Here is a 16,555-nt window from a genome sequence, read left to right on the forward strand (position 1 = left end):
TCTCCTGTCGATCGGGAAAACATCGACGGCGACGTGCGGAAGGAACCGCATAGCCCCCGGAAGCATTGCCGGGCGCCGTACGATCACGTGGTGACGGACAGTGAACATCCCGAATCCGCCCTGTGGGACACCGTGCTCGACACGGTACGGCGCCATGGACCCATGACGATCGACGAGGTGGCCGATCATCTCGAGGAGCACGGATTCGGCTCGGCCGAGCAAGTGATGATCGATCTCGAACAGTCGGAACCGCATCCGCTGTTGATGTGGTTGTCCGACGACCGTGTCGCGGCGACGGATGCGCTGTTCGAGGGCAGGATGCTCACACACCGCCTCACCGCGGACGAACTCGACCGGCACGCGATCCCGGTCGACGACATCGAACCGCTCCTGCTGCTCGTCTCCGAGGACGACGAGTTCGATCTCGTGCAGCCCGGTGGATTCGAAGCTGCTGCCACGCAAAACGATCCGGATTCGGATGAGATCGTCCGCAAGGAGACGATCGTCTTTCCCGAAGGAGCCCTGGCGGGTCACGAGGCGGGAGACCTGCTCGCACTCACCGTGCGGGACGGTCGCTTGTCGTTCGCTCCGGTCGACGACGAAGTCCGAAGTAGTGAGGCCGAATTCGTGCACGCGCTCGAACAGACCATCGCCCGTCAGCAGGTGGCGAGCCTCGGGGGCGCCTTCCTCGACGTGCTCGCCGATGTACCGGACGCGTTCTCCGCGCCGTCCCTGCCGCTCGGGGACTTGCTCGCCGGAGCCGGTCTGGCCCGCAGCGGAGACCTGGTGGCACCGAACGGTTTCGACTTCGACGGATACTCCGACCGGGCGATGTTCGAGATCTATGCCGAACAGCTCGGGATCCCCGTCGACGCCGTGCCCGGCGTGGCCCTGTTCGCGTCGCTGGTCGAAGCCCTCGAACGCGGCGACGACGCCGAACTCGACGAGCGTTTCGCCGTGGGAAAATCCGGTCTGTACTCGGTGCTGTCCGATCCCGAGATCGCCGAGACCGTCTACGACGAACTGGTGGGGGAGAAGCTCGCGCCCGAGGCGATCGAACAGGCCGCGCTGTGGCTGCTCGACCATGCGCCGCGACGTGCGGCGGGGGCAGCGCACTGGATCGCCGGTCGCGCGGCCGAATCGACCGGACGCCTCACGGAAGCCGAACGGCACTACGAGCGCTCGGCCGACCTCGACTCCGCCTTCGACCTCCCGTTGTTCGACCTCGCGCGCTTCGCTTCCGATCGCGGGGACGCGATACGGGGGCTGTCTCTGCTCGCCCGGGTGCCGGGCGGCGACGAACATCCCCTCCACGAAGTGCTCGAACGGTACCGGCCGAAGGAGGTCCCGGGGCTCGGCCGCAACGACCGCTGCTGGTGCGGGTCGGGCCGCAAGTACAAGGCGTGCCATCTCGGGCGCGCCGAGCACTCGCTCGAGGAACGCTCCGACTGGCTGTACATGAAGGCGGCCATGCACGCCCTCGAACCCGGATGGGCCGAACAGCGGGTCGCGCTGGCGGAGGCGCGTTCCGGCTACGGGGACGACGACGCGGTGGCCGAGGCCGTCGCCGATCCTCTCGTCGAGGACGTCCTGCTCTTCGACGCCGGCGCCTTCGCGGATTTCGTCGAGCGTCGCGGTGAGTTGCTGCCCGAGGACGAGGCCGAGCTCGCCCGCTCGTGGCTGGCGGTCGAGCGTTCGGTCTTCGAGGTCGAGGCGAGTGCGCCGGAGGAGTCGCTCACGCTGCGCAACGTCCGTAGCGATCGGGTGGTGGAGGTGTCCGTGCCCTGGCTCGCGGGTGAGGTGCCCGCCGGGACGTTGCTGTGCGCCCGTGTGATGCCGGTGGGGGAGGACCGGTGGGTGATGCCCGGCGGCTGCGAACCGGTGACGAAGGATCAGCGGGACACGCTCGTCACGCTGCTGGACGAGGACGCGGTCGATCCGGTGGACATCATGGACGTCCTGACCCAGCCGGACGCCGCAGACTTCTATCCGGAACCGTAACTCCGGACCCTCAGGAAGCACCGGTCCCACTGGTCCCAGTACTAGAACGTGTTCCTGAATATATGTGATAAGAACATCCGGAAGCCGCACTGGTGATCGACCTCACAGCTACGGTGAGAGCGGTTGATGGATGGATGTGGGGGTAGCGGATGTCGGTGGACCCGTCTGCGGTCATCGTGGCAGTGGCTACGGCAGCAAGTGCGCTCGTTCAGGGCGTGGACCTACCAGCAGAGATCAAGGATCAGATCAACGGGGCGATCGAGTCGTTCGAGGCAACTGCCGAGAACGCCGACACGGATGCGGCGAATCTCGTCGCGTCCTTGCCGGAACCGATGCAGCAGGGAGCACAACAGGCGGTCGCGGATGCGACGACGGCGGTCGCGGGAGCGATCGAGCCGCATCTGCCCGAGGATGCGGCCGCGGCCCTGCACCCCGCCGATCCGCAAGCAGCTCCGCCCGCTCTGGCGCCCGAACCGCCGGCCGCGCGTCCCGGGCCCTTCGGAATACCGGTCCAACCCCCGGCGACCGGTGTGGTCGGGAACCCGCAACCGGGTCCCACGATCCCGGGCACCGGGATCACGTTGCCGTCGATCCCGGCCATCCTTCCCGGAACGCGACTCGCACCCATCGGTGCGATCGCAGTGTTCGCGCCGTGGCTGAAGAAGGCCGGCGAACTGTGCGAAGGGGTCTCCGCGCCGGTCCTCGCGGCCCTCTACTCCGCCGAGAACGGTTTCCGGTACGGCCCGACCGCGCCGGTCTCGCCGGTCGGCGCCCGCGGCCCGGGACAGTTCATGCCCGGCACCTGGGACCAGTACGGCAAGGACGCCGACGGTGACGGCAAGGCCGACGTCCTCGGCATCGCCGACCCGGTCATGGCGTCGGGCAACCTCCTGTGCGACAACTACAAGCTCATCGACGACTGGAAGAAGCGCGGACTGGTCGAGGGCGACACCCTCGATCTGACCCTCGCGGCCTACAACGCCGGCGTCGGCGCGGTGAAGCGCTCGGGTGGCATGCCGTCCGGTCATCCCGACTACGAGAACCAGACGAAGCCCTACGTCGCGAAGATCCGCGCGACCGAGCACGTCTTCGCCCGCATGCTCTCGCCGTTCCTGGGTCTGGGCATCGGAGGCGGAGCCGGCGACGTCGGTAATCGCATCGTCGACCTTGCCTTCAAGTACCTCGGCCTGCCGTACGTCTGGGGTGGCGGCAATATCAACGGGCCGTCCGGCGGCGGTTTCGACTGCTCCGGCCTGACGTCGTACGCGGTCTTCGCCGCGACGGGCATCACGCTGCCGCGCACGTCCGAGACACAGTGGCACATCGGCACCGAGGTGCCGCTGTACGCGGCGCGCCCCGGCGACCTGCTGTTCGGCAACTGGCAGGCCGGCGGACCCGGTCACGTCGCCATCTACATCGGTGGCGGGCAGATGGTGCACGCACCCACCACCGGCGACGTCGTGCGGGTGGGGCCGGTCTTCCCCGACATGAAGGCGCGGCGCATCTTCTGACACCTGCCGTGAACACGCGAAAGGCCCGACCGAGAGAATCCGGTCGGGCCTTTCGGCTGCAGAGGGGACTGCCGCGGTGCGGCACTCGGCGATCAGCCGCGGTAAGGTTCCGCGCTCACCAGTGTCACCTTCATGGTGTTGCCGTTGGGCAGCGTGTACTCGCGGGTCTCGCCGACCTTCGCGTCGATCAGGGCGCCACCGAGGGGCGAGCTGGGGGAGTAGGTCTCGAGCTCGCTGTTGCGGGCACCTTCTTCGCGGGTCGCGATCAAGAACGTCTCCGTGTCGGACTCGTCGCCGGCGTAGTAGACGGTGACGACGGAACCGGGGAGGGCCACGCCCGACTCGGTCGGAGCAACGCCGACCTTGGCGGTGCCCAGCAGCTCCTGGAGCTGACGGATACGGGCTTCCTGCTGGCCCTGCTCCTCGCGGGCCGCGTGGTAGCCGCCGTTCTCCTTGAGGTCGCCTTCCTCGCGACGCTCGTTGATCTCGGCGGCGATGACAGGACGATTCGCGATGAGCTGGTCCAGCTCGGCCTTGAGTCGGTCGTACGACTCCTGCGTCAGCCAGGTCACCTGGGTCTCGGTCATCCTCGATCACTTCCTTCGGGTTGGAGCCCCCGGCTCCGTGGACAAGTCGTGCACATGCAACGACCGCGACAGCACGACCCCCGTCGTCCCCCCTGGTTGTCAGGCTGAACGGAAGTCGTACTGTCTGTTGATGCTCTTATGCAGCAATACACGGCCCCAAAGGGTGGAACCGTGTATCCGGCTATTTTAGCATCACTATCGTCGCTGCTCCGGAAAAGCGCAGGAAGCCGCTGGTCGCGGTAGATTCCTAGGGTGCGCGGAGGTAGTCGGGAGCCTCGGTGCTGCAGCCGTAGGTATCGCCCATTCCGGGGCGTTGTGACGTCTTGACCGTGGATGTCAGCACGACCGTCTGCGAATCGGACGCCGGGATGAGGACCTCGCGCCGTCCGGTCTCGCTGCCGTCCTTCGACCGCGCCCGGATGATGCAGACAGCATCCTCGGACGGATCGTCCCGCGTGACCTTGAGCTGGATGTCGATGGTGCTGTCGTCGATGATCTCGAAGGCGAGGACCTCCGACTCGATCGGAGCCGAGTTGTTCTGGAACAGCACGAACGCCACGACGAGCCCGGCGAGCAGACCGGCGATGGTGAAACCCCAGCGCTTGCCGCGTGTCGACACGCGGGGCCCGGGGTACCGGGAGGAGGGGTACCGGTCGGTGGGCAGGGTGTTGCTCATCACTTTGCTTTCACAGCGGAACGATGGATCGGGCGTCGCCGCAGGGTCACGGCTGACGTCGGAATTATCAGGTGGAACTATAGAGGACGGATCCGTAGCGACCGCGACGCGGGCGCAGGGTCGGTTCCGGCGAAGCAGACGACGTGAGGTGGAGGAATACACGTGAGCGGACTACGGCTCATGGCCGTGCACGCCCATCCCGACGACGAGTCGAGCAAGGGCGCGGCCACGATGGCCCGGTACTCGGCCGAGGGACACGAGGTCCTGGTGGTCACGCTCACGGGCGGAGAGCGCGGCGACATCCTGAACCCCGCCATGGACGTGCCCGGCATTCGCGAACGCATGAGCGAGGTGCGTCAGGAGGAGATGGCCGAGGCCGCCCGCATCCTCGGGGTGCGGCACCAGTGGCTCGGCTTCGTCGACTCCGGACTGCCCGAGGGCGACCCCAAGCCTCCGCTGCCGGAGGGCTGCTTCGCTGCGATCCCGCTCGACGAACCGGTCCGCCGGCTCGTGCAGTCGGTGCGCGAGTTCCGCCCCCACGTCATGACCACCTACGACGAGAACGGTGGCTACCCGCATCCCGACCACATCCGGTGCCACGAGGTGTCGGTCGCGGCCTACGAAGCGGCCGCGGATCCGGATTTCCATCCCGAGCTGGGCGAGCCCTGGGCGGTGAGCAAGCTCTACTACTCGCACGGTTTCATCCGTAAGCGGCTCGAGCTGTTCCGCGAGGAGTACGAGCGTCGCGGGGAGCCGTTCCCGATGGAGCAGTGGCTCAACAAGTGGCGCACCGAGCAGGGCGACATCATGGGGCGCGTGACCACCCAGATCACCTGTGGCGACTACTTCCCGAAGCGCGACGACGCGCTGCGGGCCCACGCCACCCAGATCGACCCCAACGGATCCTTCTTCGCGGTGCCGTTGGACATCCAGCAGAAGGTGTGGCCGACCGAGGAGTTCGAGTTGGCCAAGACCCGCGTGAGCACGGTACTTCCCGAGACGGATCTGTTCGCGGGCATCGAGGACGGACAGGGCAAATGACGATAGGCACGCTCGCGGTCGATGTTCTGGCCGTCGAGATTCTGGCCCAGGAGCCGACCGGCCCCGAGTTCGGCAAGGCGTCTCCGCTCGGACTGGCCATCGTGGTGGTCCTGCTGGTCGCGACCGCTCTGCTGATCTGGAACATGAACAAGCGGCTGAAGAAGCTGCCCGAGAACTTCCAGCCGGAGCATCCCGAACCCGACCAGGCCGTGGACGACGGCACGCTGCCGGGTGCGATGCCCGGCGGAGCCGAGGAGAAGGCCGGCGGCACGAAGGCCACCGGTCCGGAACGTCCGGAACCCACCAAGGGAAGCTGACGACCGGCCGTCACCGGCGGTGCTCCTTCCGTAGCGTGGGGGCATGGCGAACCGACTGGCCGACGCCCTGAGCCCTTATCTGAGGCAGCACGCCGACAATCCGGTCCACTGGCAGGAATGGGGCGACGACGCGCTCGCGGAGGCGCGCGAGCGCGACGTGCCGATCCTGCTGTCGATCGGGTACGCGGCCTGCCACTGGTGTCACGTCATGGCACACGAGTCGTTCGAGGACGAGGCCACGGCCGCTGTCATGAACGAGAACTTCGTGTGCATCAAGGTCGACCGTGAGGAACGGCCGGACATCGACGCGGTCTACATGAACGCGACCGTCGCCATGGCCGGTCAGGGCGGATGGCCGATGACCTGCTTCCTCACCCCCGACGGCTCGCCTTTCTACTGCGGCACGTATTACCCGAACACGCCGCGCGGCGGCATGCCGTCCTTCGTCCAACTTCTCGAGGCCATCACCCAGACCTGGCACAACCGGCGCGATGAGGTCTCGCAGGCCGCCGACGCCGTGGCCACCGAACTCCGTCGCAGCAGCGGGGGACTGCCCGTCGGGGAGGCCGCTGTCGAGGCGGTCCTGCTCGACGCGGCGGCCGCTGCGATCGCCACCGACGAGGATCGCGAACACGGCGGCTTCGGGGGCGCACCCAAGTTCCCGCCGTCCAACCTGCTCGAGGGCCTGCTGCGCGGATACGAGCGCACGCGCTCCGCCGACACGCTCGGTCTCGTCGAGCGCACGACCGACGCGATGGCGCGAGGTGGGATCTACGACCAGCTCGGTGGCGGTTTCGCCCGCTACAGCGTCGACTCCGCCTGGACGGTGCCGCACTTCGAGAAGATGCTCTACGACAACGCGCTGCTCCTACGGCTGTACGCGCACCTCGCGCGGGTGACCGGCGCGGAACTGCCGACGCGGGTCACCCGGGAGACCGCCGAATTCCTGCTGCGCGACCTGCTCACCACCGACGGCGGATTCGCCTCGGCGCTCGACGCCGACACGGACGGGGTCGAGGGCCTGACCTACGTGTGGACCCCCGATCAGCTCGTCGATGTGCTCGGCGCGGACGACGGCCGGTGGGCCGCGGAGGCCTTCACCGTCACTCCCGGCGGCACCTTCGAACACGGCACCTCGGTGTTGCAGCTGCTCGACGAGCCCGACGATCCGGCCCGTCTCGCCGACGTGCGGGCACGCCTGTTCGCGGCCCGGCAGGATCGCGCGCAACCCGGACGCGACGACAAGGTCGTCACCGCGTGGAACGGCTTCGCGATCACCGCACTGGCAGAGGCCGGCATCGCACTGGGCGAACCCGCCTGGATCGACGCGGCGGCGAGGTGCGCGCGGTTCCTGCTCGACCGGCACCTCGTCGATGGACGACTGCGCCGCGCGTCGCTCGGAGGTGTCGTCGGATCTCCGGTGGGCGTGCTCGAGGACTACGGAGCACTCGTCACCGCGCTGCTCGCCGTCCATCAGGGGACCGGGGATCGGAGCTGGGTCGAGCGCGCGCGAGAACTCGCCGACGTCGCGCTCACGCAGTTCGCGGATCCGGAACGTCCCGGGAGCTGGTTCGACACCGCGCACGACGCCGAATCGCTGGTCGCCCGGCCGCGCGATCCGGTCGACGGGGCGACGCCGTCGGGGGCGTCGCTGATCGCCGAGGCGTTGCTCGGTCTGTCCGCGCTGGTGCACGACGACCCCCGCTACGCCGATGCCGCCGCGCTGTCGCTGTCGGCGGCCTCGATCCTGCTCGAGAAAGCGCCGCGTGCCGGAGGGCACTGGCTGACCGTGGCCGAGGCGTCGGTGCGCGGTCCGCTGCAGGTCGCCGTCGCGGGTGGCGGCGCACTCCTCGACCTCGCGCGCCGGCTCGCACCGGGGGGAGCGATCGTGGTGGGCGGCGAACCCGACTCGTCGCCGCTGCTCGATGGTCGGCCGCTCGTCGACGGAGCATCCGCGGCCTACGTGTGCCGGGGCTTCGTGTGCGATCGGCCGGTGACGACGGAGACGGATCTGCGCGAGGTGCTCGCCGCGCTCTGACTCGTCGGGGCCAGGCGGTGCCAGGGGCGGTGAATCGGTGCGCTCGGTCCTCTACTTCGAGGGTCTAGCTGCTCACGGCGGCTGCGACCGCGACGTTCGGCGACTCGATGCCGTTCTGATCGAACGCCTCGAGCACCGCGCGGGTGAGACTGCGGCGGATCGCCCACTGCTTGCCGGCGCGCACGCGCACGGTCAGCCGCAGCGTCACCGCACCCGCCGTCACGGAGTTGACCCCGAGCAGTTCGGGCTTCTCCAGGACGTCGGGTGCGATGTCCTCGCGTTCGACGCCGTCGAGTACGGCCCGCAGGGCGATCTGGCAGGCGCGGTCGACATTGGAGGTCGGTGCGATGGGTACGTCGATCACGGAGACCGCGTGGCCCTGGCTCATGTTGCCGACGCGCAGGATCTCGCCGTTGCGGCAGAACCACAGGGTGCCGTCGATGTCGCGGACGGTCGTCACGCGCAGGCCGACCGACTCGACGGTGCCCACCGCGTCGCCGAGGTCCACCACGTCGCCCACACCGTACTGGTCCTCGAGCAGCATGAACATGCCCGAGATGAAGTCCCGCACGAGGTTCTGCGCACCGAAACCAAGAGCAACACCGGCGATACCGGCCGAGGCGATGAACGGCGCGACGTTGAAGCCGAGCGTGTCGAGCGTCTGCAGCACCACCCAGACGAGCACGACGACCGACACACCGGACTTGAATACCGAGCCGATCGTCTGGGCACGCTGGATCCGGCGTTCGCGCGCGTAGGGATCACCGATGGCGCGTTCGGCGCGTTCCTGCAGCGGTGCGAGGAACGATCGGCGGGGCTTGCCGGATTTCTCACGCGGCTTCGTCATGCGGTCGATCAGTCGGTGGAGGACGAAGCGGAGCACGATCGCGACGACGATGTAACTCACGATCGCGAGCGGCCGGTGGATCAGCCAGTCCCTGTTGGTCTCGGTCAGTTCGAAGGCGAGCAACGGAATAGACATCCCCCGCGAGTTTACAAACGGGTGCCGGAGGCTTCAGGTGGTGTGAGAAGTTGCACGAAGCGGTCGGTGAGGTTTCAACCGAGAATCACGAGCCACACCGCTATCGCGTGACACAGTGCCGCGATGACCGTGGCCGCGTGAAAGAACTCGTGGTGCCCGAACGTCGCGGGCCACGGATCGGGCCAGCGGGTCGCGTAGAGGATCGCTCCTCCGCTGTAGAACAGCCCTCCGACCAGCAGGAGCAGCATGGGAGCGAGACCGACCTCGGCGACCAGCTGTCCGGCAACGGGCACGATGGCCCATCCGAGCAGCAGATACAGCGGCACACCGACCCAGCGCGGCGCCGTAGGCCACAGCATCTTCAGGGCCACGCCCGCCAGCGCGCCCGCCCACACGACGATCAGCAGCGGTCGCCCGGACTCCGGGGGCAGGGCGAGTGTCGCGAACGGGGTGTAGCTGCCGGCGATGAACACGAAGATCATCGAATGGTCGGCGCGCTTCATCCACACGCGGGACCGGGGCCCCCAGTTCAGGCGGTGGTAGAGCGCGCTGACGCCGAACACACCGCACACGGTGAGGCTGTAGATCGTCGCGGGGAGTACGGCGTCCGGGCGGTCGGCGAGGAAGGCGGCGGCCGAGACGAGGGCGACGCCGGCGATGACGGCCACACCGAAGGCCCAGGCGTGGATCCATCCGCGCATCCGCGGTTTGACGGGTAGTTCCTCGAGGCCGAATGCCGTCATGCGTGCGCTCCTCTCGGTACCGATCAGTAACCTACGCAACCGTAGGTTTGTTCCGTCGTCACGTTACAGCCCGTGAGGGCGCTCCGGGAGACTCTGTGACCACCGACGCGACCGTCCGTACGCCTGGGCGTAATGTGACTCGCGTGGTGATGACGGGGTGAGCGTCCGCGGACTGCTGTACCGGCTCTACGAGCGCAGGCTGCTGAAGGAACTCGACGGAGCACGGCATCCGCGACACGTCGCGGTCATGTGCGACGGCAATCGGCGTTGGGCGCGCGAGAACGGCTTCACCGACGTCAGTCACGGCCACCGCGAAGGTGCCAAGAAGATCGCCGAGCTGCTGAGCTGGTGCGACGCGGCCGGTATCGAGACGGCGACGATCTACCTGCTGTCCACCGAGAACCTCCGGCGCGACCCGGAGGAGCTCGATGCTCTGCTCGAGATCATCTCCGACGTGGTGGAGGAGATCTCCGCGCCCGGCCAGAACTGGGGCGTGAAGATCGTCGGCACCACCGACCTGCTCCCGGCCGACCACGCCAAGCGGCTGCACGAGGCCGCGGCCGGCACCGCGGGCCGGACGGGCACGCACGTCAACGTCGCCGTCGGGTACGGCGGTCGCCAGGAGATCGTCGACGCGGTGCAGTCGCTCCTGCGGGTGCGCTACGCGCAGGGGTTGCGTGGCGAAGAGCTCGTCGAGTCCGTGACGGTCGACGGTGTCGACAGCCACCTCTACACGTCCGGTCAACCCGATCCGGACCTCGTGATCCGTACCTCCGGCGAGCAGCGACTGTCCGGATTCCTGCTCTGGCAGTCCGCCTACTCGGAGATCTGGTTCACCGAGGCGTACTGGCCCGAGTTCCGCCGGGTCGACTTCCTGCGCGCGCTGCGCGACTACGCCGCCCGGCACCGCCGGTTCGGCGCCTGACGGCACCCGCCGGTTCGGCGCCTGACGGCGCCCGCCGGTTCGGCGCCTGGAACAGGGCCGAGCGGCGGGGCGCGTCAGAGCTTGCGCAACCGGAGCCGGTTGATGGCGTGATCCGAGTCCTTGCGCAGGACCAGGGTCGCGCGCGGTCGCGTGGGCAGGATGTTCTCCACCAGGTTCGGCAGGTTGATCGAGTGCCAGATCTCCTTCGCGGCACTCATCGCGTCCCGGTCCGACAGGTTCGCGTAGTGGTGGAAGTGCGCCTCGGGATCCGCGAAGGACGTCTTACGCAGCGCGAGAAAGCGTTCCACGTACCACTTCTCGATGTCCTCGATACGCGCGTCGACGTAGATCGAGAAGTCGAACAGGTCGGAGACCATCAACCGCGGACCGGTCTGCAGCACGTTCAGGCCCTCGATGATGAGGATGTCCGGCTGCCGCACGATGTGGTACTGACCCGGGATGATGTCGTACGAGATGTGGGAGTAGATCGGCGCCGCAACCTCTTTCGCTCCCGACTTGACCTCGGTGACGAACCGCAGCAGTTTGCGCCGGTCGTAGCTCTCGGGAAAACCCTTGCGGTGCATGATGTTGCGCCGCACCAGTTCCTTGGTGGAGTAGAGGAACCCGTCGGTGGTCACGAGATCCACCCGCGGGTGGTGATCCCAGCGTGCCAGCAACGCCTGCAGCACACGTGCCGTGGTGGACTTGCCGACCGCCACCGAACCGGCCACACCGATCACGAACGGCACCTGCTGGTCGGGATGCTTCTCCCCGAGGAAGGTCGCGGTCGCGGCGAACAACCGCTGCTTCGCTGCGACCTGCAGGTGGATCAACCGGGCGAGGGGGAGGTACACCTCCGCGACCTCCGCGAGGTCGATCTGCTCGCCCAGGCCCCGAAGCCCGATGAGTTCGTCCTCGGTGAGGACGAGGGGAGTCGACTTCCGCAGCGTCCGCCACTGCTTGCGGTCGAACTCGACATACGGGCTCGGTTCGTTCAGACGAGCCATCGGCACGGCTTCCCGGTGGCGCGGCGGATGCGGCGTTGCATGTCCATGTAACGGATTGTGCTCGCTGACACAGGCGGATGCCTCCCCGGGGTCCCCACTCCGGCGGGTTCTCCTGTGTCGGCTCGCCGACGAGCGACTAGGCTCGGCCGGTATGGGAGCCGACGACTTCGTGAACGAATATCTGCTGCTGGGCCTGGCTTTCGACCGGCTCGAGGAAGGGTTCGTCGACGCCTACACGGGCGATCCCGCGCTGCGGCGGAAGGTCGAGAACGCCCCGACTCCCGATCCCCGTGATCTATCACACACCGCGCGACGGCTGCGGGACGAACTGCCCGGTGCGGGACTGTCCGACGAGCGCACCCGTTTCCTCGACGTGCATCTGCGCGCCCTCGACTGCTCGGCCCGCAAGTTCGCGGGGGAGGAGATCGGTTTCGTCGACGAGGTCGAGGCGTACTTCGACGTCCGCATCGAGCCCGGCGACGAGGACGCCTACCGCGACGCGCACCGTCGCCTCGACGCTTTGCTGCCCGGCACCGGATCGCTCACCGAACGGATGCAGGCCCACCGCAAGTCCGAGGTGATCCCCGCCGATCGTCTCGCCGAATGCGTCGAGGCGTTCTCGAGCGCTCTGCGGGAGAAGGTGCGGGCGGTCCACCCGCTGCCCGACACCGAGCGTGTCGAGTACGAGGTCGTCGGCGACAAGCCGTGGTCGGGCTTCAACTACTACCTCGGCGACTACCGGTCGCGGGTCGCGATCAACTCCGATCTCGAACAGACGATGGCGCACCTGCCCCGGCTGATCGCGCACGAGGCGTATCCCGGTCACCACACCGAGCACTGCCGCAAGGAGGCCGGTCTCGTCGCCGGCGGTCAGGCCGAGCAGACGCTGTTCCTCGTCAACACCCCGCAGTGCCTCATGGCCGAAGGGCTCGCCGATCTCGCACTCGACGCGATCGTCGGCCCGGGCTGGGGGACGTGGGCGCAGGAGATCTACGCCGATCTCGGGCTCCGGTTCGACGGCGAACTCGCCGAACAACTGTCCGAGGCGTCCGAGCAGTTGCTGTCGGTGCGGCAGGACGCCGCGCTGCTGCTCCACGACCGCGGGCGCAGCCACGACGAGGTCGTCGAATTCCTGCAGCGCTGGTCGCTGTCGAGCCCCGAACGTGCCCGGCAGTCGCTGCGCTTTCTGTCGTCGCCGTTGTGGCGTGCCTACATCAGCACCTACGTCGAGGGCTACCGGCTCCTCGGCGGCTGGCTCGAGCAGGTTCCGGCCGGAGCCGAGCGCGCCGACCGTTTCCGGCGCCTGCTCGACGAACCCCTGGTGCCCAGCAGCCTGCGGTGAACCGCAGGTTGCTCGGGGACCGGCTTCCGCAGCGGTGGACGGCCTTCGTAGACTGGAGGTCGTATCCCTGACGCCCTCTGCTTGGAGAAACCTCGATGACCGCTGCGCCCGGCGCCGACGTGAACACTGCCGCACTGAACGACCTCGATCCCGAGGTCGCCGAGGCCATGGCCGGCGAGCTGTCGCGTCAGCGCGACACGCTCGAGATGATCGCGTCGGAGAACTTCGTGCCGCGCGCCGTCCTCCAGGCCCAGGGCAGCGTCCTGACCAACAAGTACGCCGAGGGTTACCCCGGCCGTCGCTACTACGGCGGCTGCGAGAACGTCGACGTCGTCGAGGACCTCGCCCGTAACCGCGCCAAGGAGCTCTTCGGCGCCGATTTCGCGAACGTCCAGCCGCACTCGGGTGCGCAGGCGAACGCGGCGGTGCTCATGGCGCTGATGACGCCCGGCGAGAAGCTGCTCGGTCTCGACCTCGCGCACGGCGGCCACCTCACGCACGGCATGAAGCTCAACTTCTCCGGCAAGCTGTACGACGTCGCGTCCTACGGGGTCAGCAAGGACGACCACCGCATCGACATGGACGAGGTCCGCGACATCGCCCTGCGCGAGAAGCCGAAGGTCATCGTCGCCGGCTGGTCCGCCTACCCGCGTCACGAGGACTTCGCCGCCTTCCGCTCCATCGCCGACGAGGTCGGTGCCTACCTGTGGGTCGACATGGCGCACTTCGCCGGTCTGGTCGCCGCGGGTCTGCACCCGTCGCCGGTGCCGTACGCCGACGTCGTCTCCACCACCGTGCACAAGACGCTCGGTGGCCCGCGTTCCGGCCTGATCCTCGCCAAGCAGGAATGGGCGAAGAAGATCAACTCGGCCGTCTTCCCCGGCCAGCAGGGCGGCCCGCTCATGCACGCGATCGCCGCGAAGGCCGTTGCACTGAAGATCGCCGCGAGCGACGAGTTCAAGGACCGTCAGCAGCGCACCCTCTCCGGTGCCCGGATCATCGCCGATCGCCTGTCGCAGTCCGACGTCGCCGACAAGGGCATCTCGGTGCTCACCGGCGGCACCGACGTGCACCTGGTCCTGGTCGACCTGCGCAACTCGCAGCTCGACGGCCAGCAGGGTGAGGACGCCCTCCACGAGGTCGGCATCACCGTCAACCGCAACGCCGTGCCGTTCGACCCGCGTCCCCCGATGGTCACCTCGGGTCTGCGCATCGGCACCCCGGCGCTCGCGACCCGCGGTTTCGGCGACGAGCAGTTCACCGAGGTCGCCGAGATCATCGCGCAGACGCTCATCGGTGGCGCCGACGCCGAGTCGCTGCGCACCCGCGTGAGCGCCCTGGCGCAGTCCGTGCCGCTGTACGAGGGTCTCGAGGACTGGCGTCTGATCTGACGGCTTCCTACTGTCGCCGACCGGCCCGCACCGAACTCCGGTGCGGGCCGGTCGCGTATCCGGGGGACGAGACATCCCACCGCAGGGTTGGTTAGGGTAGCCTACGCACGCCGACACTGTCGGTGCCCGCACGCGTACCCCCGAACAGCAGAAGGAAGTCGCATGGCCATCCCGAGCATCGATCCGTACGAGTTGCCCACCGGCGACGAGATTCCCGATGCTCGGGTGGACTGGACGCTCGACGCGTCCCGCTGCGCCCTGCTGATCCACGACATGCAGAAGTACTTCATCGACGCCTACCAGCGCGACGCCGAACCGCTCGCGACCGTGGTGCCCAACATCGTCCGCCTCCGCGAGGCGTGCCTGGCCGCCGGTATCCCCGTCGTCTACACGATGCAGCCCGGCGACCAGCATCCGTCGCGTCGCGGCATCCTCGCCGACTTCTGGGGCGTGGGGCTGAGCACGGGCCGCGACACCGAGGTCATCGACGAACTCACCCCCGGCCCGGACGACATCCAGGTCACCAAGTGGCGCTACTCGGCGTTCCAGCGCACCGACTTCCGTCAGCTGCTCGCGCACAACGGCCGCGACCAGCTCATCGTCACCGGCGTCTACGCGCACATGGGCTGCATGCTCAGCGCCGCCGACGCCTTCATGAGCGACGTCGCGCCGTTCATGGCCCTCGACGCCACCGCCGATTTCTCCCGCGACGAGCACCTCATGGCGCTCCAGTACGTCGCCAAGCGGGTCGGCCGGGTCGAGACCACGGACGCGCTGATCGAGTCGATTACCGCGTCAGCGCGTCGCCGCGACCGCGAGACCGAAGAACTCACCGCATCGCTGCGCTGACCGACACGGTCCGAGAATCGGGAACTTCAGCACATGCAGCGAATTCTTCTGTCCGGCAAGATCCATCGCGCGACCGTCACCCACGCGGATCTGCACTACGTCGGATCGGTGACGATCGACCGCGACCAACTCTCACCGCGCTGACGCGGGAAGCGATTTCGGTGCTCTCGACGTCGCCAGGCGCGGTCGAGAACACCGAAACAGAGCACACAGGAATCGTCTAGGTGGTGCCGCGACGACGCGCCTCGAGCGTCTCGACGGCCTGCTCGCGCAGCAGCCGCAGGCGGGCCAGCGGACGATCGGACTCGGGGCTGCGCCAGTAGCCCGACGCGTCGAGCATCGGCTTGGCGATGCCGAGTCGCTTCGACACGGCGCGCAGTTCCTTCACGATCGATGCCTCGCCGGCGATCCACATCCAGCCCTCACCGCCGCGCGGCGCACCCGACTCGACGGCCTCGGCGAGCACGGTGGCGTCGGAGACTCCGGGACGACGGTGCACCCACCTCACGCCTGCGAGATCGGACTGTTCCTCCTGCGGACCGTCGACCAGCGCGAAGACGTGCATCGGCACCGTGCCACCGTAGGTCTCGACGAAGCGCCCCAGTGCGGGTAGTGCGGTCTCGTCGCCGGCGAGCAGCCACCAGTCGGCGCCCTGCGGCGGGATGATCGCGACCTTGGGTCCCGCGAGGTGGAGCACGCTGCCGGGTTCGGCGGTGCGGGCCCAGTTACCGGCGGGGCCGTGTCCGTGCAGGACGAAGTCCAGATCGAGCTCCCCGGCCACGGGATCGAAGCGACGCACCGTGTAGGCGCGGGCCACGGGTGCGGGCTTGCGGGGCCAGTGCAGGTGCCCGTCGTGCTGTTCGGGCAGGACAGGGGTCTCGCTGCCGGGTTCGGGCAGGAAGATCTTGACGTAGTCGTCGGCACCCTCGGTGGTGAACGCCGGGGCATCGTAGTCGCCGCTGCGGAAGGCACCGAGCTGCTCGCCGCCCAGGGTGATCCGACGCATCCGCGGTGTCACGTCCACCGCGCGGAGTACGGTCAGGCGCCGCAGGACGATGGGCAGGGAGACGCGGGTCGGGGGCGTCGTCACCGGCATGGTGAGCTCCTTCCGGACGGGACCGGCCGGACAATTCGGGCGGGCGCGT

The 16,555-nt window shown here is 68.3% G+C and carries 15 protein-coding genes and 1 pseudogene; 10 read left to right on the forward strand and 6 right to left on the reverse strand.

From position 1 onward, the window contains the following. Nucleotides 1-90: 90 nt before the first annotated feature. Nucleotides 91-2,001: an SEC-C domain-containing protein gene (locus BO226_RS01995; protein ID WP_232238032.1), complete on the forward strand. Its 1,911-nt coding sequence runs from the start codon at nt 91-93 to the stop codon at nt 1,999-2,001. 149 nt (nt 2,002-2,150) lie between these two features. Next, nucleotides 2,151-3,512, forward strand: coding sequence for a C40 family peptidase (locus BO226_RS02000; protein ID WP_006553877.1), 1,362 nt, complete (start codon nt 2,151-2,153; stop codon nt 3,510-3,512). A gap of 92 nt (nt 3,513-3,604) precedes the next feature. Here BO226_RS02000 and greA read toward each other — a convergent pair whose 3' ends face one another. Both greA and BO226_RS02010 read right to left on the reverse strand, forming a co-directional pair. Beyond that, complete coding sequence (gene greA, locus BO226_RS02005) at nt 3,605-4,099, reverse strand: transcription elongation factor GreA (RefSeq protein WP_033097234.1); 495 nt, start codon at nt 4,097-4,099, stop codon at nt 3,605-3,607. 247 nt (nt 4,100-4,346) lie between these two features. Then, nucleotides 4,347-4,775 (reverse strand): DUF4307 domain-containing protein, encoded by a 429-nt coding sequence (locus tag BO226_RS02010; RefSeq protein ID WP_039584586.1) that lies wholly within the window; start codon nt 4,773-4,775, stop codon nt 4,347-4,349. Nucleotides 4,776-4,937: 162 nt separating this feature from the next. Between BO226_RS02010 and mca the strand changes: the two genes are divergently transcribed. From mca to BO226_RS02025, 3 genes are read left to right on the forward strand one after another with little or no spacing between them, the layout of a single operon-like run. Continuing rightward, nucleotides 4,938-5,816 (forward strand): mycothiol conjugate amidase Mca, encoded by an 879-nt coding sequence (gene mca / locus BO226_RS02015; RefSeq protein ID WP_006553880.1) that lies wholly within the window; start codon nt 4,938-4,940, stop codon nt 5,814-5,816. After that, a complete protein-coding gene (locus tag BO226_RS02020) occupies nt 5,813-6,133 on the forward strand; it encodes a hypothetical protein (protein WP_006553881.1) in 321 nt (106 codons plus the stop codon). The genes mca and BO226_RS02020 overlap by 4 nt, the downstream gene beginning before the upstream one ends. A 43-nt stretch (nt 6,134-6,176) precedes the next feature. Beyond that, nucleotides 6,177-8,171, forward strand: coding sequence for a thioredoxin domain-containing protein (locus BO226_RS02025; RefSeq protein ID WP_071934513.1), 1,995 nt, complete (start codon nt 6,177-6,179; stop codon nt 8,169-8,171). 64 nt (nt 8,172-8,235) lie between these two features. Here the strand turns inward: BO226_RS02025 and BO226_RS02030 are convergent, their stop codons facing one another. Beyond that, the gene (locus BO226_RS02030; RefSeq protein WP_033097237.1) at nt 8,236-9,153 is read right to left on the reverse strand and encodes a mechanosensitive ion channel family protein; all 918 of its coding nucleotides are present in this window, start codon (nt 9,151-9,153) and stop codon (nt 8,236-8,238) included. A 74-nt stretch (nt 9,154-9,227) separates the two neighbouring features. After that, nucleotides 9,228-9,896, reverse strand: a complete 669-nt coding sequence (trhA, locus tag BO226_RS02035; RefSeq protein ID WP_024103272.1) for a PAQR family membrane homeostasis protein TrhA — start codon at nt 9,894-9,896, stop codon at nt 9,228-9,230. 157 nt (nt 9,897-10,053) lie between these two features. On the opposite strand from trhA, the gene BO226_RS02040 reads away from it, so the two are divergent. Next, the gene (locus BO226_RS02040; protein ID WP_006553884.1) at nt 10,054-10,821 is read left to right on the forward strand and encodes an isoprenyl transferase; all 768 of its coding nucleotides are present in this window, start codon (nt 10,054-10,056) and stop codon (nt 10,819-10,821) included. Nucleotides 10,822-10,895: 74 nt separating this feature from the next. Here the strand turns inward: BO226_RS02040 and coaA are convergent, their stop codons facing one another. Next, entirely contained in the window at nt 10,896-11,828 is a 933-nt protein-coding gene (gene coaA / locus BO226_RS02045) for a type I pantothenate kinase (protein ID WP_016691280.1), read from the reverse strand. 151 nt (nt 11,829-11,979) lie between these two features. Here coaA and BO226_RS02050 point away from each other — a divergent pair, with 151 nt between their 5' ends. From BO226_RS02050 to BO226_RS02065, 4 genes and pseudogenes are all read left to right on the forward strand, one after another. Beyond that, nucleotides 11,980-13,170 (forward strand): hypothetical protein, encoded by a 1,191-nt coding sequence (locus BO226_RS02050; protein WP_016691281.1) that lies wholly within the window; start codon nt 11,980-11,982, stop codon nt 13,168-13,170. A gap of 95 nt (nt 13,171-13,265) precedes the next feature. After that, nucleotides 13,266-14,561 carry a serine hydroxymethyltransferase gene (gene glyA / locus BO226_RS02055; RefSeq protein ID WP_071934514.1) on the forward strand — a complete coding sequence of 432 codons (1,296 nt, stop codon included), beginning with the start codon at nt 13,266-13,268 and terminating at the stop codon, nt 14,559-14,561. 162 nt (nt 14,562-14,723) lie between these two features. Continuing rightward, a complete protein-coding gene (locus BO226_RS02060) occupies nt 14,724-15,410 on the forward strand; it encodes an isochorismatase family protein (protein WP_071934515.1) in 687 nt (228 codons plus the stop codon). A 33-nt stretch (nt 15,411-15,443) separates the two neighbouring features. Further along, nucleotides 15,444-15,545, forward strand: a pseudogene (locus tag BO226_RS02065) (aspartate 1-decarboxylase); the annotation flags it as partial. Between the two features lie 85 nt (nt 15,546-15,630). Here BO226_RS02065 and BO226_RS02070 read toward each other — a convergent pair. Beyond that, nucleotides 15,631-16,506 (reverse strand): siderophore-interacting protein, encoded by an 876-nt coding sequence (locus BO226_RS02070; RefSeq protein ID WP_071934516.1) that lies wholly within the window; start codon nt 16,504-16,506, stop codon nt 15,631-15,633. Between the last annotated feature and the right edge of the window lie 49 nt (nt 16,507-16,555).

This window comes from Rhodococcus sp. 2G, from assembly GCF_001886355.1.
GTDB lineage: Bacteria > Actinomycetota > Actinomycetes > Mycobacteriales > Mycobacteriaceae > Rhodococcus > Rhodococcus pyridinivorans.

What these genes read in the sequence shown, in the direction of transcription:
- BO226_RS02020 (WP_006553881.1), top strand. Translation starts at nt 5,813, where the DNA reads ATGACGATAGGCACGCTCGCGGTCGATGTTCTGGCCGTCGAGATTCTG.
- BO226_RS02025 (WP_071934513.1), top strand. Translation starts at nt 6,177, where the DNA reads ATGGCGAACCGACTGGCCGACGCCCTGAGCCCTTATCTGAGGCAGCAC.
- BO226_RS02010 (WP_039584586.1), bottom strand. Translation starts at nt 4,775, where the DNA reads ATGAGCAACACCCTGCCCACCGACCGGTACCCCTCCTCCCGGTACCCC.
- BO226_RS02070 (WP_071934516.1), bottom strand. Translation starts at nt 16,506, where the DNA reads ATGCCGGTGACGACGCCCCCGACCCGCGTCTCCCTGCCCATCGTCCTG.
- greA (WP_033097234.1), bottom strand. Translation starts at nt 4,099, where the DNA reads ATGACCGAGACCCAGGTGACCTGGCTGACGCAGGAGTCGTACGACCGA.
- BO226_RS02030 (WP_033097237.1), bottom strand. Translation starts at nt 9,153, where the DNA reads ATGTCTATTCCGTTGCTCGCCTTCGAACTGACCGAGACCAACAGGGAC.
- coaA (WP_016691280.1), bottom strand. Translation starts at nt 11,828, where the DNA reads ATGGCTCGTCTGAACGAACCGAGCCCGTATGTCGAGTTCGACCGCAAG.
- BO226_RS02050 (WP_016691281.1), top strand. Translation starts at nt 11,980, where the DNA reads ATGGGAGCCGACGACTTCGTGAACGAATATCTGCTGCTGGGCCTGGCT.
- trhA (WP_024103272.1), bottom strand. Translation starts at nt 9,896, where the DNA reads ATGACGGCATTCGGCCTCGAGGAACTACCCGTCAAACCGCGGATGCGC.
- BO226_RS02000 (WP_006553877.1), top strand. Translation starts at nt 2,151, where the DNA reads ATGTCGGTGGACCCGTCTGCGGTCATCGTGGCAGTGGCTACGGCAGCA.
- glyA (WP_071934514.1), top strand. Translation starts at nt 13,266, where the DNA reads ATGACCGCTGCGCCCGGCGCCGACGTGAACACTGCCGCACTGAACGAC.
- BO226_RS02060 (WP_071934515.1), top strand. Translation starts at nt 14,724, where the DNA reads ATGGCCATCCCGAGCATCGATCCGTACGAGTTGCCCACCGGCGACGAG.